Origin of the sequence: Streptomyces sp. NPDC096013, assembly GCF_044763565.1 — a bacterium.
Taxonomy (GTDB): domain Bacteria; phylum Actinomycetota; class Actinomycetes; order Streptomycetales; family Streptomycetaceae; genus Streptomyces.
The window spans coordinates 894977-921080 of the sequence record NZ_JBIWGK010000001.1 but is presented as its reverse complement, the minus strand read 5'-3'; the positions used below and the strand labels follow the sequence as shown (position 1 = coordinate 921080).

Annotated in this window: 19 protein-coding genes and 1 tRNA gene; 11 read left to right on the top strand and 9 right to left on the bottom strand. The window is 69.7% G+C overall.

The genetic code is table 11. From position 1 onward, the window contains the following. Nucleotides 1-31: 31 nt before the first annotated feature. A complete protein-coding gene (locus ACIRB1_RS04070) occupies nt 32-850 on the top strand; it encodes a LysR family transcriptional regulator (protein WP_403464480.1) in 819 nt (272 codons plus the stop codon). Nucleotides 851-985: 135 nt separating this feature from the next. On the opposite strand, the gene fdhD is transcribed toward ACIRB1_RS04070, so the two are convergent. After that, the gene (fdhD, locus tag ACIRB1_RS04065; protein WP_352177505.1) at nt 986-1834 is read right to left on the bottom strand and encodes a formate dehydrogenase accessory sulfurtransferase FdhD; all 849 of its coding nucleotides are present in this window, start codon (nt 1832-1834) and stop codon (nt 986-988) included. 150 nt (nt 1835-1984) lie between these two features. Then, entirely contained in the window at nt 1985-2956 is a 972-nt protein-coding gene (locus ACIRB1_RS04060; RefSeq protein WP_352177504.1) for a 2-dehydropantoate 2-reductase, read from the bottom strand. A gap of 305 nt (nt 2957-3261) precedes the next feature. Here ACIRB1_RS04060 and ACIRB1_RS04055 point away from each other — a divergent pair, with 305 nt between their 5' ends. The 4 genes from ACIRB1_RS04055 to ACIRB1_RS04040 all read left to right on the top strand — a co-directional run bounded on the left by ACIRB1_RS04055 (nt 3262) and on the right by ACIRB1_RS04040 (nt 6655). Beyond that, nucleotides 3262-4593: an OFA family MFS transporter gene (locus tag ACIRB1_RS04055; protein WP_352177503.1), complete on the top strand. Its 1332-nt coding sequence runs from the start codon at nt 3262-3264 to the stop codon at nt 4591-4593. After that, nucleotides 4562-4696 (top strand): hypothetical protein, encoded by a 135-nt coding sequence (locus ACIRB1_RS04050; protein WP_019065011.1) that lies wholly within the window; start codon nt 4562-4564, stop codon nt 4694-4696. Before ACIRB1_RS04055 ends, ACIRB1_RS04050 begins: the two co-directional genes overlap by 32 nt. Nucleotides 4697-4846: 150 nt before the next feature. Beyond that, complete coding sequence (locus ACIRB1_RS04045) at nt 4847-5785, top strand: beta-ketoacyl-ACP synthase III (protein WP_403464479.1); 939 nt, start codon at nt 4847-4849, stop codon at nt 5783-5785. Between the two features lie 192 nt (nt 5786-5977). Further along, nucleotides 5978-6655, top strand: a complete 678-nt coding sequence (locus tag ACIRB1_RS04040) for a GntR family transcriptional regulator (protein WP_352177501.1) — start codon at nt 5978-5980, stop codon at nt 6653-6655. A 116-nt stretch (nt 6656-6771) separates the two neighbouring features. On the opposite strand, the gene ACIRB1_RS04035 is transcribed toward ACIRB1_RS04040, so the two are convergent. The 5 genes from ACIRB1_RS04035 to ACIRB1_RS04015 form a co-directional block, all read right to left on the bottom strand. After that, nucleotides 6772-8169 carry an OFA family MFS transporter gene (locus tag ACIRB1_RS04035; RefSeq protein ID WP_403464478.1) on the bottom strand — a complete coding sequence of 466 codons (1398 nt, stop codon included), beginning with the start codon at nt 8167-8169 and terminating at the stop codon, nt 6772-6774. A 1-nt stretch (nt 8170) separates the two neighbouring features. Next, entirely contained in the window at nt 8171-9559 is a 1389-nt protein-coding gene (locus tag ACIRB1_RS04030; protein ID WP_352177499.1) for an OFA family MFS transporter, read from the bottom strand. A 120-nt stretch (nt 9560-9679) separates the two neighbouring features. Then, nucleotides 9680-11824, bottom strand: coding sequence for an acetate--CoA ligase family protein (locus ACIRB1_RS04025; RefSeq protein ID WP_403464477.1), 2145 nt, complete (start codon nt 11822-11824; stop codon nt 9680-9682). Between the two features lie 4 nt (nt 11825-11828). Continuing rightward, complete coding sequence (gene frc, locus ACIRB1_RS04020) at nt 11829-13061, bottom strand: formyl-CoA transferase (RefSeq protein ID WP_352177497.1); 1233 nt, start codon at nt 13059-13061, stop codon at nt 11829-11831. Between the two features lie 11 nt (nt 13062-13072). Next, nucleotides 13073-14755, bottom strand: coding sequence for a thiamine pyrophosphate-binding protein (locus ACIRB1_RS04015; RefSeq protein ID WP_403464476.1), 1683 nt, complete (start codon nt 14753-14755; stop codon nt 13073-13075). Nucleotides 14756-14934: 179 nt separating this feature from the next. Between ACIRB1_RS04015 and sucC the strand changes: the two genes are divergently transcribed. From sucC to ACIRB1_RS03990, 5 genes are all read left to right on the top strand, one after another. Further along, on the top strand, nt 14935-16065 hold the full coding sequence (sucC, locus tag ACIRB1_RS04010; RefSeq protein WP_352177495.1) for an ADP-forming succinate--CoA ligase subunit beta: 1131 nt from the start codon (nt 14935-14937) through the stop codon (nt 16063-16065). 11 nt (nt 16066-16076) lie between these two features. Next, complete coding sequence (gene sucD / locus ACIRB1_RS04005; RefSeq protein ID WP_352177494.1) at nt 16077-16985, top strand: succinate--CoA ligase subunit alpha; 909 nt, start codon at nt 16077-16079, stop codon at nt 16983-16985. Between the two features lie 214 nt (nt 16986-17199). Then, nucleotides 17200-18792, top strand: a complete 1593-nt coding sequence (locus ACIRB1_RS04000) for an aldehyde dehydrogenase family protein (RefSeq protein WP_403464475.1) — start codon at nt 17200-17202, stop codon at nt 18790-18792. Nucleotides 18793-18905: 113 nt separating this feature from the next. Further along, the gene (locus ACIRB1_RS03995; RefSeq protein WP_352177492.1) at nt 18906-19349 is read left to right on the top strand and encodes a MarR family transcriptional regulator; all 444 of its coding nucleotides are present in this window, start codon (nt 18906-18908) and stop codon (nt 19347-19349) included. A 184-nt stretch (nt 19350-19533) separates the two neighbouring features. Beyond that, nucleotides 19534-19618: transfer RNA gene (locus ACIRB1_RS03990), tRNA-Leu, on the top strand. Between the two features lie 89 nt (nt 19619-19707). Here ACIRB1_RS03990 and ACIRB1_RS03985 read toward each other — a convergent pair. After that, nucleotides 19708-21432 carry a carbohydrate binding domain-containing protein gene (locus tag ACIRB1_RS03985; RefSeq protein ID WP_403464474.1) on the bottom strand — a complete coding sequence of 575 codons (1725 nt, stop codon included), beginning with the start codon at nt 21430-21432 and terminating at the stop codon, nt 19708-19710. 644 nt (nt 21433-22076) lie between these two features. On the opposite strand from ACIRB1_RS03985, the gene ACIRB1_RS03980 reads away from it, so the two are divergent. After that, on the top strand, nt 22077-25364 hold the full coding sequence (locus ACIRB1_RS03980; RefSeq protein ID WP_403464473.1) for a lectin: 3288 nt from the start codon (nt 22077-22079) through the stop codon (nt 25362-25364). A gap of 84 nt (nt 25365-25448) precedes the next feature. Here the strand turns inward: ACIRB1_RS03980 and ACIRB1_RS03975 are convergent, their stop codons facing one another. Next, a complete protein-coding gene (locus tag ACIRB1_RS03975; RefSeq protein ID WP_403464472.1) occupies nt 25449-25700 on the bottom strand; it encodes a Smr/MutS family protein in 252 nt (83 codons plus the stop codon). Nucleotides 25701-26104: the final 404 nt, after the last annotated feature.

The following is a 26104-nucleotide window of genomic DNA, read 5'->3' as shown; positions in this document are numbered from 1 at the left end:
ATCGCCGACGGCGTACGGAAGGGCGGCACCCATGGACCTCGACCTGCGGAAGGTCCGCTACTTCGTGGCGGTCGCCGAGCTGCTGCACTTCGGGCGCGCCGCCGAGCGACTGCACATCGCACAGCCCGTGTTGAGCCGTCAGATCCGGGCCCTGGAGAAGGACTTGGACTCCTCCCTCTTCGAACGCGACAGCCACGGCGTGACGTTGACGACGGCCGGACTCCAACTCCTCGACGACGGGCGCGCGCTGCTCGCCTCGGCGGACGCCACCCGCCGCAGGGTGCAACGGTCAGGGCGCGGTCCCCACCGGCTCGTCATCGGCTTCCGGGCCGGCATCGTCGTCACCCGCACCCTGCGTGCCTACGGTGCCGCCCACCCCGGCATCGAGGTCAGGGCCCGCCGGGTCGAGTGGGACGACCAGGAACAGCTGATCCTCGACGGCACCGTCGACCTCGCCTATCTGCGCCGCCCGATCCGCGAGGAGGGCCTCACACTGCTGCCGCTGTTCACCGAGACCCGGGTCGCGATGCTGCCCGCCGACCACCGCCTCGCCGGCAAGCAGGACCTCGTGCGGGCCGACCTCGACGGCGAGACCTGGCTGCGGTACACGGACCAGGGCCCGGACGACATACCGATCCGCAGCATCGAGGAGAAGTTCGAGGCCGTGGCCTCCGGCGCGGGCATCACCCTGGTCCCCGTCTCCGTGGCCGAGCAGTACTCGCGCCCCGACATCACCTACGTGCCCGTCACCGACGCCCAACCCGACGAGGTGGTGCTGGCGTGGGAGGCGAACCGGCGCTCGGCGCTGATCGCGGGGTTCGTGGAGAGCGTGCGGGGTGCGCCCGGCTGAGAGGGGCCGGCCTTCGCGGAGGCTCGCGAGGGTGAGGTGAGGTGAGGTGAGGGCGGGGCCGAGGCGGGGCCCCTGCGGCGCAGGGGGCGCTCCCCGCCGGTCGGGGCCCCGCCGCCGTGACGCGGGGCGCGGGCCTCAGCCCTGGGTGGCCGCGGCCTGGAGGGCGATGCGGTCCTCGCCCGCGTACACGTTCATGTTGCTGCCGCGCAGGAAGCCCACCAGGGTCAGGCCCGTCTCCGCCGCCAGGTCCACGGCGAGCGACGAGGGCGCCGACACCGCCGCCAGCACCGGGATGCCGGCCATCACCGCCTTCTGCGCCAGCTCGAACGAGGCCCGGCCCGACACCAGCAGGATCACCCGGGACAGCGGCAGGTCCCCGTTCTGGAGGGCGCGGCCCACCAGCTTGTCGACTGCGTTGTGCCGGCCCACGTCCTCCCGTATGTCCAGCAGTTCGCCCGCCTCGCTGAACAGGGCCGCCGCGTGCAGACCCCCGGTCCGGTCGAAGACCCGCTGGGCCGCGCGGAGCCGGTCGGGGAGGCTCGCGAGCAGCGCGGGTTCGACACGGACCGGGGGAGTGTCGGCGATGGGCCAGCGAGCCGTCGTACGGACCGCGTCCAGGCTCGCCTTGCCGCACAGACCGCACGAGGACGTCGTGTACACGTTGCGTTCCAGCGTGATGTCCGGGATGACGACGTCGGGAGAGGTCCGTACGTCCACCACGTTGTACGAGTTCGACCCGTCCACGGTCGCCCCCGCGCAGTACACGATGTTCTGAAGATCCTCCGCGTTCGCCAGTACACCTTCGCTGACCAGGAACCCGGCCGCGAGCGCGAAGTCGTCGCCCGGGGTGCGCATGGTGATCGCGAGCGGCTTGCCGTTGAGCCGGATCTCCAGCGGCTCCTCGGCGACCAGGGTGTCCGGGCGGCTGGAGACCGCGCCGTCCCGGATCCGGATCACCTTGCGTCGTTCCGTGACTCGTCCCATGTCCTGATCAGCCCCGGTTCTCTGCGTACGGGTGGCCGAAACGGCCCTTGCCGCGGAGGCCGCCGCGGGTCACCGGGCGGTTGGGCGCGGACGCGGCCTTCGCCGTCCCATTGTCCTGCACGTGCCGTCCCGCGGGTGCGGCGCGGCCAGTCACGCGGCGCTCCGCAGCGCGAGCAGGTCCGAGATGGCGTGCACGGTGCGCAGGGTGGGGACCTCGACGCCGGTGATCTCCGCCAGCTCGACCACGGCCGCGAGGAGCACGTCGAGTTCGAGCGGCTTGCCGCGCTCCAGGTCCTGGAGCGTCGAGGTGCGGTGGTCGCCGACGCGCTCCGCGCCCGCGAGCCGGCGTTCGATGGAGACGCCGACCTCGCAGCCGAGGACCTCGGCGACGGAGAGCGTCTCGGTCATCATCGTCTCGATGACCTTGCGCGTGCCGCCGTGCAGACACATCTGCCGCATGGTGGCGCGGGCCAGGGCGCTGATCGGGTTGAAGGAGATGTTGCCGAGCAGCTTGAGCCAGATGTCGTTGCGCAGCTCCGGCTCGACCGGGCACTTCAGGCCGCCGGCCCGCATCGCCTCGCTCAGCGCCAGACAGCGCGCCGAGACGCTCCGGTCGGGTTCGCCGATCGAGAACCGGGTGCCTTCGAGATGCCGGACGACTCCCGGCCCCGCCAGTTCGGTCGCCGCGTAGACGACACAGCCGACGGCCCGTTCGGGCGCGAGCACCGCACTGACCGCGCCGTCCGGGTCCACGCTCTGGATGCGCCGGCCGTCGTAGGGGCCGCCGTGCGCGTGGAAGTACCACCAGGGGATGCCGTTCTGGGCGGCGACGACCGCCGTGGTCTCGTGCAGCAGGGGCTCGATCAGCGGCCCGCACGCCGCGTACGAGTTGGCCTTCAGGCCGAGGAGGACGAAGTCGACCGGGCCGATCTCGGCCGGGTCGTCGGTGGCATGGGCGCGGGCCGTGAAGGCACCGCGCGGGCTGAGCACCTGGACGCCGTGCCGCCTCATGGCCGCGAGATGCGGTCCACGGGCGACGAGATGCACATCGGCGCCCGCACGATGGAGCGCGGCACCGACATAGGCGCCGATCGCACCGGCGCCGAGGACTGCGACTTTCACCGGAGACTCTCCGTTCGGTCGAGGGAGTACCGCGGAGGTGGCTGCCGCCGTGGCCGATACCGGGCGAAGCCGGAGACGAACACTGTCGACGAAATATTGTCTACAGTATGGAAGTTCGGGCGGCAAGGGTTCCGGCAGGGACTGGAACCAGGGGCCGGCGGGAGGAGCGACCCGGGCCGTGCCGGCGTCGGGAGCCGCCGCAGGAACTCCCCGGCGACCGTTCGGCGCAGTCTGCATACCGTTCATCGCATACGGTCGACGTGCGGCCTTCTCAACTCCCGTGCCGCTCCCTACCGTCCGGGATCATGAGTCCCCCCGTCGCACCCCCGGCGTGGAGCCGCTGGCTGGTTCCACCCGCCGCCCTCTCGGTCCACCTCTCCATCGGCCAGGCCTACGCCTGGAGCGTCTTCAAGCCGCCGCTCGAATCCTCGCTGAACCTCAGCGGCACCCAGAGCGCGCTGCCCTTCCAGCTCGCGATCGTCATGCTCGGTCTGTCGGCCGCGTTCGGCGGCACCCTCGTCGAGCGCAACGGACCGCGCTGGGCGATGACCGTCGCCCTGATCTGCTTCTCCTCCGGCTTCCTGATCTCCGCGCTCGGCGCCGAGACGAAGCAGTTCTGGCTGATCGTCCTCGGCTACGGCTTCGTGGGCGGGATCGGCCTCGGCATCGGCTACATCTCGCCGGTCTCGACCCTGATCAAGTGGTTCCCCGACCGCCCCGGCATGGCCACCGGCATCGCCATCATGGGCTTCGGCGGCGGCGCGCTCATCGCGTCCCCGTGGTCCGCCCAGATGCTGAAGTCGTTCGGCTCCGACAACACCGGCATCGCCCAGTCGTTCCTCGTACTCGGCCTCTCGTACGCGGTCTTCATGACGCTCGGCGTCCTGCTCGTGCGGGTGCCGCGCACCGAGAAGCCCGTCGCGAACGCGCCCAGCGTCCTCTCGGGCGTCCAGGTCTCGGCCAACACCGCCGTCCGCACACCGCAGTTCTGGTGCCTGTGGGTCGTCCTGTGCATGAACGTGACCGCGGGCATCGGCATCCTGGAGAAGGCCGCCCCGATGATCACGGACTTCTTCGCGGACACCTCCACCCCCGTCTCCGCCTCGGCCGCCGCCGGCTTCGTCGCGCTGCTCTCCGCGGCCAACATGGCGGGCCGTATCGGCTGGTCCTCGACCTCGGACCTGATCGGCCGCAAGAACATCTACCGCGTCTACCTCGGCGTCGGCGCGGTCATGTACACGCTCATCGCACTGTTCGGCGACTCCTCGAAGCCGCTGTTCATCCTGTGCGCGCTGGTGATCCTCTCCTTCTACGGCGGCGGCTTCGCGACCGTACCGGCGTACCTCAAGGACCTCTTCGGGACCTACCAGGTCGGCGCGATCCACGGCCGGCTGCTCACCGCCTGGTCCCTGGCCGGTGTCCTCGGACCGCTGATCGTGAACTGGATCGCCGACCACCAGAAGAACGCGGGCAAACACGGCGCGTCCCTCTACGACACGTCCTTCATCATCATGATCGGCCTGCTCGTCGTCGGCTTCGTCGCCAACGAACTCGTCCGGCCCGTCCATGCCCGCCACCACATCCCCGCCCCGAGGGAGGCCGCCGATGTCGAACGACAGCAGTCAGAGTCCGCCTGACCGCAGGCCGCTCATCGCCTTCGCCTGGCTCTGGGTGGGCGCCCCGCTCGTGTACGGCCTGTACGAACTCGTCCTCAAGGCGAAGCAGCTGTTCACCGGCTGAATGTTCGGGCGTCACCGCCCATCGCAGGACGGATGACAGAAGCCGACAACCCGGACGGCAGTTTCCTGTGGCATCACCTGCCGCCGTACCCGCGAGTCACTGGCAAGACTGGTGGATCTCCCGCTACCCAAGGCAACGAGGGGACCACCCATGAACGGCACGCGGATCGCCGCCGTCGGCCACTACCAGCCCGCCAAGGTGCTCACCAACAAGGACCTGGCGGGCCTGGTCGACACCAGTGACGAGTGGATCACCTCCCGGGTGGGCATCCGGACCCGTCACATCGCCGGGCCCGACGAGCCCGTCGACGAGCTAGCCGCGCACGCCGCCGCCAAGGCCCTCGCCGCCGCGGGCCTGACGCCCGGGGACATCGACCTGGTCCTCGTCGCCACCTCCACGGCCATCGACCGCTCCCCGAACATGGCAGCCCGCGTCGCCGCCCGCCTCGGCATCCCGTCGCCCGCCGCCATGGACGTCAACGTCGTGTGCGCCGGCTTCACCCACGCCCTGGCCACCGCCGACCACGCCGTCCGCGCCGGAGCGGCCACCCGCGCCCTGGTCATCGGCGCCGACAAGATGTCCGAGGTCACCGACTGGAGCGACCGTACGACCTGTGTCCTCGTCGGCGACGGAGCGGGCGCCGCCGTCGTCGAGGCCGCCGCCGAACCCGGCATCGGCCCGGTGCTGTGGGGTTCCGTGCCCGAGATGGGGAACGCGGTACGGATCGAGGGCACGCCCCCGCGGTTCGCGCAGGAGGGCCAGAGCGTCTACCGCTGGGCCACCACCCAGCTCCCGCCGATCGCCCGCAAGGCCTGCGAGAAGGCGGGCCTGACCCCCGCCGACCTCGCCGGAGTCGTCCTGCACCAGGCGAACCTGCGCATCATCGAGCCCCTCGCCGAGAAGATCGGCGCCGTCAACGCGGTCGTCGCCCGTGACGTCGTCCAATCGGGCAACACCTCCGCCGCCAGCATCCCGCTCGCCTTCTCGAAACTCGTCGAACAGGGCGCGATCCGTACCGGCGACCCCGTCCTGCTGTTCGGCTTCGGCGGAAATCTGTCGTACGCCGGGCAGGTCGTCCGCTGCCCGTGACCTGCGTCTCCGGCCCCACGCGGCACCGAATGTGACGAGAGCGACTCCCTCGTTATCTGGCTACTGTGCGCCGTAGACTGTAGACGATAGACAATCGATACTTAGGAGTACGGCTACCGCCGTCCGTCCACTGTCTGCCGTCCGCTGTCTACTGTCTGCACCATGCCGATGCTGCCCAGGAGGGGGACCGCGATGTTGTCGCAAGGACTGCCGCAGGGGGCGGTGCCCAAGCTCGAACGTCCGGGACCGCTGCGCGACCGCGTCTACGAGGCACTGCTCGAACTCATCACCACACGCGCCCTTCAGCCCGGCCAGCATCTCGTCGAGAGCGAACTCGCCGGGCACCTCGGGGTGTCCCGGCAGCCCGTGCGGGAGGCGCTCCAGCGGCTCAACACCGAGGGCTGGGTCGATCTGCGGCCCGCCCAGGGCGCGTTCGTGCACGAGCCCACGGAGGAGGAGGCCGACCAACTCCTCACCGTACGCACGCTGTTGGAGGCCGAGGCCGCCCGGCTCGCCGCCGTCAACGCGGGCAAGGCCGGCATCGCCGTCCTGGAGGAGCTGTGTGCGGAGGGCGAGCGCGCGGTCGACGCCGACGACGTGGACGCCGCCGTCGCCATGAACGCCCGCTTCCACGCGAAGATCATGGAGCTGGCGGGCAACGCCGTCCTCGCCGAACTCGCAGCGCAGGTCGACCGAAGGGTCCGCTGGTACTACACGCCGGTGGCCCGTCAGCGCGGTCTGACGTCCTGGATCGAGCACCGCCGCCTGATCGACGCGATCGCGGCCCGTGACGAGCTGCGCGCCGGCCTGCTGATGCGCGAGCACACCGAGCACACCCGGCGGTCGTACCACGAGCGCGCCACGTCCTGATCCCGGGCAGGCTGTCGGCGCCGGGGCGGGCCGCTGTCGCGGCGTCGACGCGGCGCGATGGCCCTCCCGACCGGGGAGGGCCACCAGGTGATCCGACGACCCTGACGTACGAACGCTCAGACCGCGGGCTGCGGTCGCGGAGCCTGGGCCGACTCCCTCTCCCCGCGCCCTGGTTGACGCAGCAGCAACGCGATGGCCGCCGCCACCATCGAGACCCCTCCCGCCAGTGCGTACGCGCCGTTGTAGCCCCAGGCCGCGACCACCATCGAACCGAGGCCGCCGCCGAACAGACCGCTGATGAGCTTTCCGCTGTACACCAGGCCGTAGTTGGTGGCGTTGAAGTTCTCGCCGAAGTAGTCCGGCGTCAGCGCGGCGAACATCGGGTAGAAGGCGCCGCCGCCGAAGCCCGAGAGGAAGGCGAAGAACAGGAACAGCCACTCACTGCGCAGATGGCCGGCCCAGATCACGCCGAACTGGGCGAGGCCCAGGACCAGGATGACGAAGACCAGGGTGAGTTTGCGGCCCCACAGGTCGGACAGCCAGCCGACGACGGCGCGGCCGATGCCGTTGATGACCGCCATGATGCCCATCGAGGACGCCGCCACCAGCGGGCCGAAACCGACGTCCTTGGCGAAGTCGACCTGGAAGGAGATCCCGAAGATCGACACCCCGGCGGTCAGCACGATCGACAGCCACATCAGGGGCAGCATGCCGGTCCGGATCGCCTCCTTCGGGGTGAACTGCCTCACGGCGGGCGGGTTCTTGGCGAGGCCCGTCGCACTCTTGCCGGTGCCGCCGTAGGTCAGCGGGTCGATGTCGGCGGGCCACCAGTTCTGCGGCGGGTCCTTGAAGAAGAACGCGCAGCCGAACACCACGATCAGGATGTAGCACCCGATGAGATCCAGGACCCGGTGGTAATTCCCGGTGTCGAAGGCGTAGTTGAAGATGAAGATGAACGGCAGCGAGCCGTACGCGAAGCCGCCGTTGACGAACCCGGTGCGGGCGCCCCGCCGTTCGGGGAACCACTTGCCGACCATGTTGATGCAGGTCGCGTAGACGAGACCGGCGCCGACACCGCCGATCACACCGAAGCCGATGATCGCCAGCCACACATTGCTCAGATGCGACAGGGCCAGGAAACCGATGACGCACAGCACGGAGCCGATGAACATCGCCCGGCGCGCCGTCAGGATGCCCCTCTCGCGCATCCAGCCCGCCGGGAAGGCGATGCCGGCCTGGAAGAAGACCCAAACGCTCAGGATCCAGAAGGTGTTGCTCTGCGTCCAGCCGTGCGCGCTGGACAGGGTGTCCTCCGCGGAGCCGTACGCGTACTCGAAGACACTGATCGCCATCATGGCGATCCACGGCAGATAGATCATGATCTTCCGCGAGTGGCCGAGGATGTCCCGGTCGGTCTCGCCGACGCGGTAGACGCGGCCGTGGGCGTCGGTCACTTCACGATAGGGACGGTTCGCGGCGCCGGATTCGTTCGTGGTGATGGGATCTGCGGTCATGTCACGCCATCTCCTCGCCGAGCGGGTGCGGATTGGGCACGATGCGCCGGGCGTCGGGCCTGCCCGGAGCCTTGAGGAAGACCGCCAGCACCGCGGAGGCCAGGCCCACCGAACCGGCCAGGACGAACGCGCCGTGGTAGTCCCACTCACCCACGACGACCGCGCCCAGACCGGAGCCGACGAGCCCCGAGATCAGCTTCGAGCTGTAGACCATCCCGTAGTTGCTGGCGTTGTTGTTCTCACCGAAGTAGTCGGCCGTCATGGCGGCGAACAGCGGGAAGATCGCCCCGCCGCCGAAACCCGAGACCATGGAACAGAACAGGAAGAACGGCATGCTGCCCATCTGGCCCGAGACCAGCACGCCGAACTGGGCCGTGCCGAGCACGAGACACACGATGATCAGCGTGTGGCGGCGGCCGTAGCGGTCGGAGATCCAGCCGATGACCCCGCGCCCGGTGCCGTTCACGATCGCCTTGAGGGACATCGCCGTGGCCACGATCCCGCCTGCGAAGCCCATGTCCTTGCCGAACGGCACCTGGAAGGCGATGCCGAAGATGTTGATGCCGGCCGTGCACAGCAGACAGAACCACATCATCCAGAGCACGGGGGTACGGGCGGCCTCCTTGGGTGTGTACTGCTTGACCGCCGGCGGGTTCTTCTCCAACGCCCGCCGGATTCTGGGGTCTTGGGCCGCCTTCAGCGGATCGATGTGCGCGGGCCACCAGTTCTTCGGCGGATCGCGGAAGAACCAGCCCGCCGACGCCACCACCAGACACAGCCCCACGCCGACCAGACTCAGCAGCACCTTGTAGTTGCCGAGGTCCAGCACCGAGGTGAACAGGAACACGAACGGTACGGAGCCATAGGCGAATCCGCCGTTGACGAAGCCCGTCTTGCCGCCCTTGCGCTCCGGATACCACTTGCCGACCATGTTCACGCAGGTCGCGTACACCAGCCCGGCGCCGATCCCGCTGCACATGCCGAAGCCGAGATAGGCGACGAGCACGTTCGGCGCGAACGCCAGCGCCAGATAGCCCAGCAGCGTGCCGAGCGCGCCGAGCAACATGGCCGTACGCGCCGGGAGCCGGCCGCTCTCGCGCAACCGCCCGGCCGGGAAGGCCACGGCCGCCTGGAAGAACACCCAGACGCCCATCAGCCAGAAGATGTGCCCACTGCTCCACAGATGCGCGTCGTGGAGCGTGTCCTCCGCCGACGTGAACGCGTACTCGGCGGAACTGATGCCCATCATGCCCACCCAGGGCAGGACGACCATCCACGTGCGCGCCCGGCCCATGATGTCGGCATCGGACTCACCGATGCGGTACACGCGGCCGTGACGGTCCGTCACTTCCCTGTAGGGGACGGACGTCGTGCAGTCCGTTGTTGCCATCGCTCAGTGCCCCTTGCGTCGAAAGTTCTGGCCAGCGCCCCCTGTCCATCGCCTTTCGCGTGCGCACGGGTCCTCGGGGCCGGCCGACCGCACTGTCGGCCGGCCCCGCGTCGGCTCACGTCATGAACCACCGCCCAACAGCCCTGCCGCGCGCGCCCATCGGTACTTCGCGCCGAGCACCGCCACCGGCTTCTCCGTCGTGTACGGGTACGCCACCACCCCGCGCTCGTACAGGTACTGGCAGGCCTCCTCGACCTCCACGTCACCCGCGAGCGACGCCACCACCGGCTTCTCGATGCCGCGTTCCCTGAACTCGGCGACCACCCGCGCGGTCAGCTCCGCGAAGACCATCGGGGGAGTGACGATGGTGTGCCAGTAGCCGAGGACCAGCGCGTGGATGCGCGGGTCCTCAAGACCGAGCCGGATCGTCGCCTCGTACGTCGACGGCGGCTCGCCCCCGGTGATGTCGACCGGGTTGCCCGCGGCCCCGAAGGGCGGGATGAACTTCCGGAAGGACGCGTCCAGATCCGCCGGGATCTCCATCAGGGACAGGCCGTTGTCGGTCACCGCGTCCGAGAGCAGCACACCGCTGCCGCCGGCGCCGGTGATGATGACGACGTTGTCCCCCCGGGGAGTCGGCAGCACGGGCAGGCCGCGCGCGTACTCCAGCATGTCGTTGAGCCCGGGGGCCCGGATGACACCGGCCTGCCTGAGGATGTCGCCGTACACCGCGTCGTCACCGGCCAGCGCGCCCGTGTGCGAACCGGCGGCCTTCGCACCCGCCGCCGTACGGCCCGCCTTCAGCACCACGACCGGCTTGCGGGGCACGGTCTTTCGGGCCGCCTCGACGAACGCGCGGCCGTCCTTGAGGTCCTCCAGGTGCATCGCGATGCACTCCGTGTGCGGGTCCTCGCCGAACCAGGTCAGCAGGTCGTCCTCGTCCAGGTCCGACTTGTTGCCGAGCCCGACGATCGCCGACACCCCCGTCTTCGTGGTCCGCGCGAAGCCCAGGATCGCCATCCCGATGCCACCGGACTGCGAGGTCAGCGCTACCCCGCCCTTCACGTCGTACGGCGTGCAGAAGGTGGCGCACAGGTCCTGCCAGGTCGAGTAGTAGCCGTAGATGTTCGGGCCGAGGAGACGGACGCCGTAGCGCTCGGCGATCGCCACGATCTCGTCCTGGAGGGCGACTTCACCGGTCTCCGCGAACCCGGAGGGGATGAGGACGGCGTTGGGGATGTTCCTGCGCCCCACCTCCTCCAGCGCCGCTGCCACGAACCTGGCGGGAATGGCGAAGACGGCCACATCCACCTCACCGGGAACGTCCGTGACACTCTTGTACGCCTTGCGGCCCAGAATGTCATCGGCCTTGGGGTTCACCGGATGGATCTCCCCGGCGAAGCCGCCGTCGACGAGATTGCGCATCACCGAGTTGCCGATCTTGCCCTGCTCGTTCGAGGCACCGATCACGGCGACCGAGGACGGCTCCATGAGACGGCGCATGGTCGTCAGGATCTCGTCGCGTGTATACCGTCGACGGGCCACCGGCTGCGATTCCGCGAGGATCACCCGGATGTCCGCCGCGACGGCGCCCTGCGGGGTCGCGATCACCGGGTTGAGGTCCACCTCGGCGATCTCCGGGAAGTCCGCGACCAGTTGGGACACCCGGCGGATCTGCTCGGCGATCGCCCACCGGTCGACCGCCGCCTGTCCGCGCACCCCGCGCAGGATCTCCGCCGCCCGGATCGAGTCCAGCATGGACAGCGCCTCGTCCGGGGTCACGGGCGCGAGCCGGAACGTCACGTCCTTGAGGACCTCGACCAGCACCCCGCCGAGCCCGAACGCGACCACCTTCCCGAACGTCGGGTCGGTCACCGCGCCGACGATCACCTCCTGCCCCTGCGGCAGCAACTCCTGCACCTGCACGCCCTCGATGCGAGCCCGCGCGTCGTACGCCCGCGCGTTGTCGACGATCGTGTGGAACGCGGCCCGTACGTCCGCCGCGCCCTCGACCCCGACGATCACTCCGCCGGCGTCGGTCTTGTGCAGGATGTCGGGCGAGACGATCTTCATCACCACGGGGCCGCCGAACCGCGCCGCGTACGCCACCGCCTCGTCGACGTCCGTCGCCAACTCCTCGCCCGGTACGGCGATCCCGTACGCGTCGGCGATCACCCTGCCCTCGGGCGCGGTGAGCGCGAACCGTCCTTCGGCCCGCACGAAGTCGAGCAGCGCGCGCACCGTCAGGACCCGGTTCTCTGCCATCACGTCAGATCACTCCGTTCGACTTGAGCAGGCGCAACTCTTCGTCGCCGAGACCGAGTTCGCCGAGGTAGACCTCTTCGTTGTGCTCGCCGAGCAGCGGTGAACTGGTCACGTCCACAGGGGAGTCGGAGAGCTTCAGCGGGCTGCCCACGGTGACGAACTCGCCGCGCTCGGGGTGCGGCACCGTCACGACCATCTCGTTGGCGACCAGCGACTCGTCCTCGATGATCTCCCTGGTCGACAGGATCGGCCCGCACGGGATGTTGTGGGCGTTGAGCCGCTCCAGCACCTCCCACTTGGGCAGCGTGGACGACCACTCCTCGATCAGCTGGAACATCTTGGAGAGCTGCGGCAACCGGGCCTCGGGCGTCGCCCACTCGGGATCGTCGGCCAGCTCGGGCCGGCCGATCAGCTCGGTCAGCGGCTTCCAGCCGACGGGCTGCACGATCACGTACACGTAGTCGTTCGGGCCGCCGGGCGCGCACTTGACCGCCCAGCCGGGCTGCCCGCCGCCGGATGCGTTGCCCGAGCGGGGCACCTCGTCGCCGAAGTCGTCGTTCGGGTACTCGGCGAGCGGCCCGTGCGCCAGGCGCTGCTGGTCGCGGAGCTTCACCCGGCACAGGTTGAGGACGGCGTGCTGCATGGCCACGTTGACGCGCTGGCCCCGGCCGGTGTGCTCACGCTGGAAGAGTGCCGCCAGTATCCCGGCTACTGTATGCACTCCGGTGCCCGAATCGCCGATCTGAGCGCCCGTGGCCAGCGGCGGCCCGTCCTCGAAGCCCGTGGTCGCCATCGACCCGCCCATCGCCTGCGCGACGACCTCGTACGCCTTGAAGTTGGTGTACGGACCGTCCCCGAAGCCCTTGATGGACGCATACACAATGCGGGGATTGATCTCCTGTATGCGATCCCAGGTGAACCCCATACGGTCGACCGCGCCCGGCCCGAAGTTCTCGACCATGACGTCGGAGCGCCGGATCAGCTCGGTGAGGATCTCCTTGCCGCGCTCGGTCTTGGTGTTGAGGGTGATGCTCCGCTTGTTGCAGTTGAGCATCGTGAAGTAGAGCGAGTCGACGTCCGGGAGATCGCGCAGCTGCTTGCGCGTGATGTCGCCGGTCGGCGCCTCCAGCTTGACGACGTCGGCGCCGAGCCAGGCGAGCAGTTGGGTCGCGGAGGGGCCGGACTGGACGTGCGTCATGTCGAGGACGCGGATGCCCTCAAGTGCCCTGGCGGTCATGGCCGTTCACCTCACTTGTACATCGTCTGGTTCATGGTTCCGGGGGCGTACGCGTCCGGGTCGACCCAGACGTTGATCAGCGACGGCTTGCCCGACTCCCTGGCCCGTCGCAGCGCGGGGCCGATGTCGGCGGGGTCGCGGACCTCCTCGCCGTGACCGCCCAGCATCTGGGCGAACTTGTCGTAGTGCACGTCGCTGAGGGTGTTGCCGACCCGCTCGCGCTCCAGGCCGTACTTGGCGGCCTGGCCGTAACGGATCTGGTTCATCGAGGAGTTGTTGCCGACGATGCCGACGAACGGGAGGTCGTAGCGGACGAGGGTCTCGAAGTCCCAGCCGGTCAGGGAGAACGCGCCGTCGCCGAAGAGCGCGACGACCTCCTTGTCGGGGCGGGCCTGCTTGGCCGCTAGGACGAACGGGACGCCGACGCCGAGGGTGCCGAGCGGGCCCGGATCCATCCAGTGGCCGGGCGACTTGGGCTGCACGACCTGCCCGGAGAAGGTGACGATGTCGCCGCCGTCGCCGATGTAGATGGAGTCCTCGGTGAGGAAGTCGTTGATCTCGCTGACGAGCCGGTACGGGTGGATCGGCGACGCGTTTGACCTGAGGCTCGGCAACCGCTTCTCGATCGCGGCCTGTTCGACCGCCCGCAGCTCGTCGAGCCACTCCTTGCGCCGGGACGCCCCGCCGTTGAGGCGTCCCGAGGCGGCCTCCGCGACCGACTTCAGGACGAGCCCCGCGTCGCCGACGATGCCGCGGTCGATGTCGCGGTTCTTGCCGACGGTGCGGTAGTCGAGGTCGATCTGCACGACGGTCGCGTCGGGGGAGAGGCGCTTTCCGTAGCCCATGCGGAAGTCGAAGGGCGTGCCGACGATGACGATGACGTCGGCGTGGGAGAAGGCGTAGCGCCGGGAGAGCTGGAAATGGTGCGCGTCACCGGGCGGGAGGGTGCCGCGGCCCGCGCCGTTCATGTACGCGGGGATGTTGAGGGTGCGGACGAGTTCAATGGCCGCCTCGGTGCCGCGCGTCGTCCACACCTGGCTGCCCAGCAGGATCGCCGGCTTCTCGGCGTGGACCAGCAGGTCGGCGAGGTTCTCGATCGCCTCGGGGTCGCCGGCCGAGCGGGTCGACGCGCGGTAGGCGCCGGGCTTGGGCACCCGGGCCCTGCCCACCGGCACCTTCGCGTCGAGGACGTCGCGCGGGATCTCCAGGAAGGAGGGGCCCGGCGCGCCGTGGTAGCACTCGCGGAACGCCATCGACACCATGTCGGCGGCGCGCGCTGTGTCCGGCACGGTCGCCGCGAACTTGGTGATCGGGGTCATCATGTCGACGTGCGGCAGGTCCTGGAGGGAGCCCATCTTGTGCTGGGTCAGGGCCCCTTGGCCGCCGATGAGCAGCATCGGTGACTCGGCGCGGAAGGCGTTGGCGACACCGGTGACGGCGTCGGTCGTACCGGGTCCCGCGGTGACCACGGCGCAGCCGGGCCTGCCGGTGATCCGCGCGTAACCATCCGCCGCGTGGGCCGCCACCTGCTCGTGGCGTACGTCGACGACTTCTATGCCCTCGTCGACGCAGCCGTCGTAGATGTCGATGATGTGGCCGCCGCACAGGGTGTAGATGCGGTCGACCCCCTCGGCCTTCAGGGCTTTGGCGACGAGATGACCACCGGAAATCACGTCCTGGGTGTCGTCGGGCATGGCGAAGTCCTGTCCCTTCGTAGGGGGTTGGAAGGCTCTCGCGGTACATTGCATACAGTCGACGAATACTGTATGAAACTTGTTATCCCGCATCCGGTGGGTGGTGTCCAGGGGGCGTGCGGCACTTTTCGAGGGACTCCAGGTCGCTCCCCAGGCAGACACAGTGGGCAGGAGCCGAGATGGACCTGTACGAGCACCAGGCAAGGCAACTCTTCGAGGACCACGGCATCGTGGTGCCCCGGGCCGAGGTCACCGCCTCGTCCAAGGAGGCACGGGAGATCGCCCGCAGACTGGGCGGACGCGTCGTGGTGAAGGCGCAGGTCAAGACCGGCGGGCGAGGCAAGGCGGGCGGGGTCAAACTCGCCGCCGACCCGGCCGCCGCCGAACTGACGGCACGCCAGATCCTCGGCATGGACATCAAGGGGCACACGGTCGGCACGGTCATGCTGGCCCAACCCGTCGACATCGAGAGCGAGTTCTACGTCTCCTACGTCCTCGACCGCGCGGCGGGGCGCTTCCTCGCGATCGCGTCGGCGGAGGGCGGTACGGAGATCGAGGAGGTCGCCGCCCGTCGACCGGAGGCGGTGGCCCGTATCCACATCGACCCCGCCGAGGGCGTCACCTCGGCCAAGGCGGCCGAGATCGCCGAGGCGGCCGGCCTGCCCCCGCAGACCGTCGACGTCCTCGTGCGGCTGTGGGAGGTGCTGGTCCGCGAGGACGCCGTCCTCGTCGAGGTCAACCCGCTCGTGCGGACCCGGCAGGGGCAGATCCTCGCTCTCGACGGCAAGGTGACCCTCGACGACAACGCCCGCTTCCGGCAGGCGCGTTGGGGAGGCGAGGGTGCCGCGCACGACGACCCGCTGGAGGCCGTCGCCGCCGCGAAGGGGCTCAACTACGTCAAGCTCGACGGCGAGGTCGGCATCATCGGCAACGGCGCGGGCCTGGTCATGTCGACGCTCGACGTGGTCGCCGGCTGCGGCGCCCGCCCCGCCGACTTCCTCGACATCGGCGGCGGGGCGTCGGCCCAGATCATGGCCGACGGACTCTCCGTCATCCTCTCCGACCCGGCCGTGAAATCCGTGTTCGTCAACGTCTTCGGCGGGATCACCGCGTGCGACGCGGTGGCCGATGGCATCGTACGGGCCCTGGAAACCGTCCAGTTGACCAAGCCGCTGGTCGTCCGGCTCGACGGCAACAACGCCGTCCGGGGCCGGGCCGTCCTCGACGGGTACGCGCATCCGCTGGTCCAGCAGGCCACCACCATGGACGGCGCCGCCCGCCGCGCCGCCGACCTCGCCAACGCACGCTAAGGAGCCGGGACATGGCGATCTACCTCACCAAGGAGAGCAAGGTCCTCGTCCAGGGCATGACCGGCGGCGAGGGAATGAGGCACACCCGCCGGATGCTCGCGGCCGGCACGGACGTCGTCGGCGGCGTCAACCCGCGCAAGGCGGGCCGCACCGTCGACTTCGACGACCGCGCTGTGCCGGTCTTCGGATCGGTCGCCGACGGTATGCGGTCGACGGGAGCCGATGTCAGCGTCGTGTTCGTGCCGCCGCCCTTCGCCAAGGCGGCCGTGATCGAGGCCGCCGACGCGGGAATCGGCCTCGCCGTCGTCATCACCGAGGGCATCCCGGTCCACGACTCGGTCGCCTTCACGGCGTACGCCGCGTCGAAGGGCACCCGGGTCATCGGCCCCAACTGCCCCGGCCTGATCACCCCCGGCCAGGCCAACGCGGGCATCATCCCCGCCGACATCACCAAACCGGGCCGCATCGGACTGGTCTCCAAGTCCGGCACCCTCACCTACCAACTCATGTACGAACTTCGGGACATCGGCTTCTCCACCTGCGTCGGCATCGGCGGGGACCCCGTCGTCGGCACCAGCCACATCGACTGCCTCGCCGCGTTCCAGGCCGACCCCGACACCGAACTCGTCGTCCTCATCGGGGAGATCGGCGGCGACGCCGAGGAACGCGCCGCCGCCTACATCCGCGACCACGTCACCAAGCCGGTCGTCGGCTACATCGCCGGCTTCACCGCACCCGAGGGCAAGACGATGGGCCACGCCGGCGCCATCGTCTCCGGCTCCTCCGGCACGGCGGCGGCGAAGAAGGCGGCGCTGGAGGCCGTAGGGGTCTCCGTCGGAAGCACGCCGACTGAGACGGCACGACTCGTGCTGGACCGTCTCCGCGCCCAGGAGATGGGAAGTGACGTCACTCATAGGTGAGGTGACGTGACTGTCGCGCTCCTCCGAGCGCAACTAGCTTCATACGTACGGCGCTTCAGCCGTACAGCGATTCGCGCGTACGACGGTTTGTGCACGCGATGGCTTGTGCGTACGACGGCTTGTGCGTACGACGGCTTGTGCGTACGGCGGTTCGTGCGTCGGAACGTTCCTGTTTCACCCCGCCCCGACTGTGCACCGAGAGCGGAGCAGAAGCATGGCATCAACCCTCACACCCGGCATCACCTCCACCTCCACCCCCACACCCTCCACCCGTCCGCCGACCCTCAAGGCGGGCACGTCCTGGAGCGACGCCTGGCGGCGCTGTCTGGCCGTCGCGCCCGAGGCGTTCCAGGACGACCGTGTCCTCAACCTCTGGAACGCGGCCTGGCAGCGGGACGGCCGGGCGCTGCCCGCCACCACTCCCGTCGACGGCAGCCCCATCGCCGGGCCGCCCCGGCTGGACCGTTCCACCGCCCACCAGGCCGTGCGCGCCTCCCTCGACCAGCACCGCGCATGGCGCCATGTCCCGCTCGACGAACGGCGCGCCCGCGTCGCCGCCACGCTGGACGCGCTGACCGAACACCGCGAACTCTTCGCGCTGCTGCTGGTCTGGGAGATCGGCAAGCCCTGGCGGCTCGCGCAGGCCGACGTCGACCGGTCCATCGACGGTGTGCGCTGGTACGTGGACGGCATCGAGCCGATGCTCGCCGGCCGCACCCCGCTGGACGGCCCGGTGTCCAACATCGCGAGCTGGAACTACCCGATGAGCGTGCTCGTCCACGCGATGCTCGTCCAGGCGCTGGCCGGGAACGCGGTCATCGCCAAGACACCGACCGACGGCGGCGTCGCCTGCCTCACCCTCGCCGCCGCGCTGGCCGCGCGCGAGGGCATTCCGGTCACCCTCGTCAGCGGCAGCGGGGGCGAACTGTCGGAGGCGCTGGTCCGCGCGCCCGAGATCGGCTGCGTCTCCTTCGTCGGCGGGCGCGACACCGGAGCCGCGGTGGCGACGGCCGTGGCCGACCTCGGCAAGCGGCACATCCTCGAACAGGAAGGACTCAACACCTGGGGCATCTGGAACCACACCGACTGGGACGCGCTCACCGCCGTCATCCCCAAGCTCTTCGACTACGGCAAGCAGCGCTGCACCGCCTATCCGCGCTTCGTCGTCCAGCGCGAGCTGTTCGACGACTTCCTCACCGCCTACCTCCCGGCCGTCCGCACGCTGCGCGTCGGCCACCCGTTGGCCGTGCGGGACGCCCAAGACCCCTACCCGCAGCTGGACTTCGGTCCGCTGATCAACGCGGCCAAGGCCAAGGAACTCCACGACCAGGTGGCCGAGGCGATCGACCGCGGCGCCGTACCGCTGCACCGCGGCAAGCTGTCCGACGCCGACTTCCTTCCGGGGCAGGACACTTCGGCGTACGTCCACCCCGTCACGCTCCTCAACCCGCCGCCGTCGTCCCCGCTGCACCACGCGGAACCGTTCGGACCCGTCGACACCATCGTCCTGGTCGACACGGAGGCGGAGCTGCTCGCCGCGATGAACGCGTCCAACGGCGCGCTGGTCGCCACCCTGTCCACCGACGACCGGGCGACGTACGACCGACTCGCCCCGCAGATAAGGGCGTTCAAGGTCGGCCACGGCACACCGCGCTCGCGCGGCGACCGTGACGAACTGTTCGGCGGCTTCGGCGCGTCCTGGCGCGGAGCGTTCGTCGGCGGTGAACTCCTGGTCCGCGCGGTGACGTACGGGCCGGTGGGGGAGCGGCTGCCCGGGAACTTCCCGGAGTACCAGCTGATGCCGTGATCCGGGGCCGGGCGGTGCTCGTGTCGTGTCCCACGGGTGCCGCCCGGGTCGGCGTACGGCCACCGCCAGATCGTCAGAGGCGCTGATGATCAGGCCGGCGATACAGTCGGCCCATGGCCCACGATGAGCGACCCGCGCCTCTCGAGTCCCGGCTCGGATACCTCCTCAAGCAGGCCCAGGCCCGGCTGGCGCGGGCGTCGGCCGAGGCGTTGGTGCCGCACGGGGTGGACGGGCATGAGCTGGGCGTGCTGGTGGTGCTGTCGGCGGGGGAATCGTTGTCGCAGGTCGAGGCGGCCGGGCGGCTCGGGGTGGACCGCACCACGATGGTGTCGTTGATCGACGGCCTGGAGGACCACGGCCTGGTCGAGCGCCGGCGCAGTCCGCACGACCGCCGGAAGAACATCGTCGAGCTGACTCCGGAGGGCCGGGACTGCCTGCGTCTGGCCGAACAGGCCCGGCGCGCGGCCGAGCGTCGCTTCCTCGCGCCGCTCGACGAGGAGGCGGCGGCGACACTCGTCCGGGCACTCCAGACGCTGGTGGTCGCCGAGCGCGAGTGAGTGGCCGAAACCGGTCCGCGGCCGTAGTCGATCGTTCACCCGCGGTGGCGGCTTCCCGCAGGTCGCGGGGTGTCCGCGAGCGGCTCCCGCGGGGACGGATATGCAGGTGAAAGGCGCTCCGAAAGCTTGGTATTGTTGTCCATGTCGCCGCGGGGAACACCCCCGGCCAGGCGGCAGACACCCAGTCCGGGTGGCGGAATGGCAGACGCGCTAGCTTGAGGTGCTAGTGCCCTTTATCGGGCGTGGGGGTTCAAGTCCCCCCTCGGACACAGCGAGACGGAACACCCGCCTCCGGCGAAAGTCGGAGGCGGGTGTTCTGCTGTGCCAGGAGGAGCGCGGCGGGGCTCCGCCGGTGTCCTCAGCCCAGCGTGAAGTCGTCCGCCGTGACCGCCGACTGGCCGTACCAGCCGTGGACGTAGACCGTGACGGACCCGGAGCTGCCGGTGGTGAAGGTGACCTTGAGCTGGTTCCAGGTCGAGCTGTTGGACCAGGTGCTCGCGGTGGCGCCGCCCGATACTCCGAGGTAGGCGTAGGGGCCCTGCACCCAGGCCGTGAGGGTGTAGCTCTTGTTGGGGGACAGGGTGACGGTCTGGTCGCACTCGCCGGTGCTGCTGGAGGTCGGGGTGACCTGAAGGCTGTGGCTGCCGCTGTGGACCGGGCTGGAGACGACCGCGCCGCCCGCCGCGCACGTCCAGGGACTGAGACTCCCGGTCTCGAAACCGGCGTTGGTCAGTGAACCGCCCCCGCCGCCCCCGCCGCCTCCGCCGCCTCCGCCGCCGGTCGTCGTGACCGTGAGTGTGTAGGTCACGCTGTGGCTGCCGGACGCGGCGCTGCCCGTGACGGTGATCGGATAGCTGCCCGCGGCCACGGACGAGCCGACCGTCGCCGTCAGTGTCGAGCTGCCGCCCGAGGTCACGGACGCAGGACTGAAGGCGATGGTGACGCCGGACGGTGCGCCGGAGGCGGTGAGGGCGACGGACTCGGCGCTGCCGGAGGTGACGGCGGTGGAGACGGTCGCCGTGGCCGAACCACCCTGCGTGACGGACGCCGAGCCCGGCGACAGGGACAGGGAGAAGTCCGTGGTGGTGCCTCCGCCACCGCCGCCCGTGCCCTCGTACGGTACGAACGCGTCGGTGAACGCGAGGCTGTTCTGGCTGATCTCACTGCATGTGGGCAGGGAGTTGGCGCTTCCGCCGCACGCCTGGTCCCGGGTGATCGCCCAGAAGGCCAGCCGTCCGACGCCGTTCTGCGCGGCGAAGGTCTCCACCGTCTGCGCGTCGGCCAGCGTGAAGGTGGAACCGTCGTCGTTCTTGCCGATCATCGGCGTGATGCCGAGGTTGGCGTAGGTGTAACCGGAGTCGACCGACTGCATCTGCGCCAGGGTCGCCTTCGCCGCGGAGACCGCGCCCTGGCCCATCTCGGTGCCGGTGCCGGCGTAGTAGTCCATGGCCATGACGTTGACCACGTCGATCTTGATGCCCGCGTTCTTGGCGGCCTTGAGGATGTTGACGCCGTCGCTGGTCAGCCCACTCGTCAGCACCGGCAGGGTCATGGAGAACTGAAGGCCCGGATTGGACGCCTTGAGGTCCTTCATCGCCTGCATCTGGCGGGCCGCGGCCGCGGTGTCCGCGATGGCGGCGCCCTCGATGTCGAAGTCGAGCTGGGCGACGCCGTAGTCGTTGATGATGGCCTGGTAGCCGGCGTCGATGCTGCTCTGGGTGGAGCAGGTCCAGGCGAGCGGTTCGCCGCTGGCCCCGCCGGAGGAGACGATGACGGAGGCGCCTTCGGACTTGGCCCTGGCGATCTCGGGGTCGGTGTAGGAGTCGTTGCCGATGGGGAGCGTGTCGCCCCAGATCTGCGTGCAGCCCTCGCCGAGCACGAAGGCCGCGGTGTACGCCTTGAGGTGGTGGCCGGTGATGGCGGTGTCGAGCAGTCCTTCCTGACCGTTCGACATGTCGACGTAGGGAGCGACGGAGTAGACGCTGCTCCCCGCGGCGCTGCTTGCGGGGGCCAGGGCGAGGGTGACGCCGGTGACCGAGAGCGCGAGGGCGGACACGGACGCCGCCAGTCTTGCCAAGTGCATGACAGTTCCCCTTTCGGGGGTGCCCATCGGGGCGGGGTGATGGGGGCGGGGTGAGGGGCGCGGGAGTTGATGCGGTGCGGGGTGACATGTGGGGGGTGCGTCGCGCGGGTTATTGGTACATACCAAACAACTCGCGGCGCGCTCCGTCAAGAGGACTAGACCAACTTGGTTCGTGCCTCAACTCCGTTGCGGGGCACGGTCATAGAGGCAGTACGTCCTTGACGAGCCGAGTGCGCGCCGCCTGCGCGCTGGCCGTGAGCCGACCGCGCGCCGGTGCTCCGTGGCGTCCGCCAGGGGAGACGTGGGCGGTCGGCCGCCCCGTCGGCCGCGCGTGAACTCCATCCAACGGCAACACGGTTGGACGCTTGTCAACTTCACACCCAGAAATTCGTGCCCACCTCGTTGACACACCATCAGCGCAGGCGTTTCACTCGACACTCGTGCATGGCAACGTTGTCAGGCCGTGGGAGCGACCAGGAACTGTTGCCTGTCGCCGGCGTTCCGGTGCATTCCGGCGCGCCGCCACCTGATGTGCGAAGCACGAACCGCTGCGGAGGCGACCGATGGTGAGACCCCGACGTCCAGCCGTGCCACGTGACCGAAACAGATTCCGCCAACGCCTCGCCGTCGTCTGTGTGTTGGGCATGACGGCCCTCACGCTTCCGGCGATCGGGAGCGCCTACGCCGCGAGCACCGCGACGCCGACCCTGGTGACGGACCCCGCGTCCCTCGTCAACCCGCTCATCGGCACCTCCGGCGCGGTGGACACCTTCCCTGGCCCCGACATGCCGGCCGGGATGGTGCAGTGGGGTCCCGACACCACACCCCACCGCCCCGACGGCGGCGGCTACGAGTACCAGGACAAGAAGCTCTCCGGCTTCAGCCTCACCCATATCTCGGGCCCCGGCTGCCCCGTCGCGGGCGACCTGCCGATCCTGCCGGTGACCGGTGCGCTGTCGGGCGACCTCGGCAGTACGTCCGTCGGTTTCAGCCACGCCGACGAGCAGGCCGGCATAGGGAGTTACAAGGTCACCGACGCGAACGGCGTCAAGACCGAACTGACCGACACCACCCGCGCCGGGCTCGGCACCTTCACCTTTCCGACGGGTCAACAGGCCAACCTGCTCTTCAAGTTGAGCGGCGGCGCCACACAGGTGGACGGGACCCGCGTCCAGGTGGTCAGCGACAAGGAGATCAGCGGGGCGATCGACAGCGGCCATTTCTGCGGCGCGGGCAACCGGTACACGCTGCACTTCGACATCAAGTTCGACCGACCGTTCACCGCGAGCGGCACCTGGGTCGGCAGCACCATCAACCCCGACGCGAAGTCGCTGAAGGCGGGGAAAGCCCAACTCGCCCCGCAGACCGCCAAGTCGGCGCCGCTGAAGGAGAAGCACTTCACCGTTCCGGCGAAACCGGCCCCGACGATCCACGGCACCGGTACCGGCACCCGGTCGTCCGCCACGGCCAAGGCCGCCCAGCCGCCCACCACCGGCGCCAACGGCATGTACCTCACCTTCGACACCGCCGCGAACCCCACGGTCAGCGCGAAGGTCGGCGTCTCGTACACGAGTGACGCGGGCGCCGCGAACAACCTGGCGAGCGAGATCAAGAACTGGAACCTCGCCGCCGTGGAACGGTCCAACCACGACGCCTGGAACGCCGTACTGAACAAGGTCCAGGTGGGCGGTGGGTCCGCCGACCAGCAGACGCAGTTCTACACCGCGCTCTACCACGCGCTCCTGCACCCCAACGTCTTCTCGGACGACGACGGCCAGTACATGGGCATGGACAACCAGGTCCACAGACTCGCCAAGGGGCAGAAGGCGCAGTACGCCAACTACTCGGGCTGGGACACCTATCGCTCCCAGACCCAGCTGATGGCCATGGTCGAGCCCAAGGTCGCCTCCGACGTCGTCACCTCGATGCTCAACGGCTACGACCAGACAGGCCTGTTGCCCAAGTGGGCCTCGAACAACGGCGAGAGCTACGTCATGGTCGGTGACCCGGCCGCCGGCATCATCGCCGACGCGTACGCCTTCGGCGCGACGGGCTTCGACACCGCCAAGGCCCTCGCCGCCCTACAGCACGAGGCCACCGTCCCGAACAACGACCGCCCCGGCGAGTCCGTGCGGGACGCGAAGGGCTACCTCCCGCTCGACGAGAACGACTACAACTGCTGCAACTTCTACGGCCCGGTCTCCACTCAACTCGAGTACGACTCCGCCGACTACGCCATCGCCGCCTTCGCCAAGTCGCTGGGCAAGACGTCCGTCTACGAGAAGTTCGCCACCCGCGCCCAGGACTGGATGAACGTCTTCAACCCGCAGACTGGCTACATGCAGGCCAAGAACAAGGACGGCCAGTTCGCGAGCGGTTTCACCCCCGGTACCTCCAACGGTTTCGTGGAGGGCACCTCCGCGCAGTACACGCCGATGGTCCCGTTCAACCTGCGGCAGCTGATCCAGGCACGCGGCGGCGCGAAGGAGTACTCGTCGTACCTGGACAGCCTGCTCGACGACATCACGAGCCCCGGCAACACCGACGCCGACCTGAGCAACGAGCCCAGTGTGGAGATCCCTTGGGAGTACGACTACACGGGCCAGCCCTGGAAGACGCAGGCGGCCGTCCGTGAGGCGCAGCAGAAGCTGTACTTCAACGCTCCGGTCGGCTCGTTCGGCAACGACGACCTCGGCGCGATGAGTTCCTGGTACGTCTGGTCCGAGCTGGGCATGTACCCGGAGACCCCGGGCACGGACACGCTGGCGCTCGGCAGCCCGGTGTTCCCCGTGGCCAAGGTGACCTTCGGCAACGGAAAGTCGGTGCGGATCAACGCCCCGCAGGCCGCGACCGACGCGCCGTACGTGCAGTCGCTCGGGGTCAAGGGGCAGGCCTGGAACGCCCCATGGCTGACGTACCAGAAGTTCCAGGGGGCCGGCTCCCTCGACTTCACGCTCGGCACGCAGCCCAACTCGGCCTGGGGGTCCGCCTCTTCGGCGGCGCCGCCGTCCGACACCACGGGCGGCGGGCGGGTGCTGGCCGCGACCGGTCCCGCCAACGGCCTGGTGCTCCAGCCGGGTTCGGCCGGTGACGGCACGCTCGACCTGACCAACCTCGGCAGTACGGCCGTCACCGTCGACTGGAAGGCGACGGCGCCGTCCGGCGTCACGCTGGACACGGCATCCGGTTCGCTGACGGTGCCCGCCGCAGGCAGTGCCGAGGCGAAGGTCCGGGTGACGGCGGGAGCGGACGAAGGGCTGTTCCCGGTCACGTTCGCGCTCACCGACCACAGCACCGGTGCGGCGCTGGCCGGGGCGGCGCTCCGGGTGGCGGTGGCCAAGGCCGGGGCGCTGTGGCCGTACAACACGAATGAGGGCATCTATCCCGACGGCGCCACCTTCTCGGGCGGGTTCGACGGCGGGGGCTGGGCCTTCTCGCAGAACGCGCTCGCGGCGGCCGGTGTCACGAGCGGTGCGGCTCTCACGGTCGACGGCATCACCTACACCTGGCCGAAGGTGACGTCGGGTCAGCTGGACAACCTGGAGATGGCCGGACAGACCATCCCGATGCCGGCCGGTACGTCCGGGGCGTCGCTGGGGCTGCTGGGCACGGCGACCAACGCGCCGACCGACGGCAGCGGGGTCTCCGGCGCGGTGACCGTGACGTACACCGACGGCACCACCTCGCAGGGGACGGTCACCTTCCCGGACTGGACCCTCAACGGCGGTTCCAGCAAGCCGCTTCCGGGTGACACGACGGCCGCGACGACGGCCTACCGGAACACCGGCAGCGGTGGCCGCGACGGGGTGAAGACCTATGTCTTCGCCGCGAAGGTCGCGTTGGACCCGTCCAAGCAGGTCGCGTCGATCACGCTGCCGGTGACGGGCTCGACGGGCACCGACCATCTGTTCTCCTACGGCTTCGGCCAGTAGGCAGGACCGAGGGCATGGAGGGGGCCGGTCCCCGGGCTCACGCCTGGGGACCGGCCCACGCCGTCGCGGGGGTGCCGGTGGGAGTCATTTGAGGTGGACCAGAATCCGGCCCGCGTTGGTCGGATCCGTCTCCACCCGGACGTAGAGCTTCCTGAGGTGCTTCTGCGCCAGCACGGCCAGCACCCGCTTCTTCAGCTGGCCCGTTCCCTTGCCCGGGATGATCTGGACGACGTCGACGCCGGTGGCGGCGGCCTTGAACAGGGTCTGCCGCAGGGCCGTGTCGATGGCGCGGTCGCTGCGGAAGACGGGGTGCAGATCGAGGGTGATCAGGGCCATCGCCTCCGGGGGTTCGGCGTACGGTCGCGGCGTTCACGAGGTGCGAAGCCCACGCGTCGCGGAGCATGCGGTCGCAGCGTATGCGAGACGGCGCAGCGTGCCGCACATCCTGGCCCGGGACTTCGACGGGCTCGGCTTCTCGGACCAGACCCGTCTGTTCCCACGCGAGCAGTGGGTCACAGAGCGGTTCACCCAGGCCCGGTCGCAACTCGGGTGCCCGGGTGGTGGGTTGACTGGTCTATACCCTTGACTGGTACAGACCAATACGGTTCAGTGAGTGGGTCACCCCCCACCACGGCCGCCCCCCACGTCGTGACCGGTCCGACCGGCCCGTGCGCACAAAGGCTCCGCTCCGCCCTGCCCTTTCGCGGGAACGGCCGTGCTTCACAGAGGAGTTGAACCCT

Bases quoted from the DNA above. Each gene is read 5' to 3' on its own strand.
- ACIRB1_RS04070 (WP_403464480.1), top strand. From the start codon at position 32: ATGGACCTCGACCTGCGGAAGGTCCGCTACTTCGTGGCGGTCGCCGAG.
- fdhD (WP_352177505.1), bottom strand. From the start codon at position 1,834: ATGGGACGAGTCACGGAACGACGCAAGGTGATCCGGATCCGGGACGGC.
- ACIRB1_RS04055 (WP_352177503.1), top strand. From the start codon at position 3,262: ATGAGTCCCCCCGTCGCACCCCCGGCGTGGAGCCGCTGGCTGGTTCCA.
- ACIRB1_RS04050 (WP_019065011.1), top strand. From the start codon at position 4,562: ATGTCGAACGACAGCAGTCAGAGTCCGCCTGACCGCAGGCCGCTCATC.
- ACIRB1_RS04045 (WP_403464479.1), top strand. From the start codon at position 4,847: ATGAACGGCACGCGGATCGCCGCCGTCGGCCACTACCAGCCCGCCAAG.
- ACIRB1_RS04040 (WP_352177501.1), top strand. From the start codon at position 5,978: ATGTTGTCGCAAGGACTGCCGCAGGGGGCGGTGCCCAAGCTCGAACGT.
- ACIRB1_RS04035 (WP_403464478.1), bottom strand. From the start codon at position 8,169: ATGACCGCAGATCCCATCACCACGAACGAATCCGGCGCCGCGAACCGT.
- ACIRB1_RS04030 (WP_352177499.1), bottom strand. From the start codon at position 9,559: ATGGCAACAACGGACTGCACGACGTCCGTCCCCTACAGGGAAGTGACG.
- ACIRB1_RS04025 (WP_403464477.1), bottom strand. From the start codon at position 11,824: ATGGCAGAGAACCGGGTCCTGACGGTGCGCGCGCTGCTCGACTTCGTG.
- frc (WP_352177497.1), bottom strand. From the start codon at position 13,061: ATGACCGCCAGGGCACTTGAGGGCATCCGCGTCCTCGACATGACGCAC.
- ACIRB1_RS04015 (WP_403464476.1), bottom strand. From the start codon at position 14,755: ATGCCCGACGACACCCAGGACGTGATTTCCGGTGGTCATCTCGTCGCC.
- sucC (WP_352177495.1), top strand. From the start codon at position 14,935: ATGGACCTGTACGAGCACCAGGCAAGGCAACTCTTCGAGGACCACGGC.
- sucD (WP_352177494.1), top strand. From the start codon at position 16,077: ATGGCGATCTACCTCACCAAGGAGAGCAAGGTCCTCGTCCAGGGCATG.
- ACIRB1_RS04000 (WP_403464475.1), top strand. From the start codon at position 17,200: ATGGCATCAACCCTCACACCCGGCATCACCTCCACCTCCACCCCCACA.
- ACIRB1_RS03995 (WP_352177492.1), top strand. From the start codon at position 18,906: ATGGCCCACGATGAGCGACCCGCGCCTCTCGAGTCCCGGCTCGGATAC.
- ACIRB1_RS03985 (WP_403464474.1), bottom strand. From the start codon at position 21,432: ATGCACTTGGCAAGACTGGCGGCGTCCGTGTCCGCCCTCGCGCTCTCG.
- ACIRB1_RS03980 (WP_403464473.1), top strand. From the start codon at position 22,077: ATGACGGCCCTCACGCTTCCGGCGATCGGGAGCGCCTACGCCGCGAGC.
- ACIRB1_RS03975 (WP_403464472.1), bottom strand. From the start codon at position 25,700: ATGGCCCTGATCACCCTCGATCTGCACCCCGTCTTCCGCAGCGACCGC.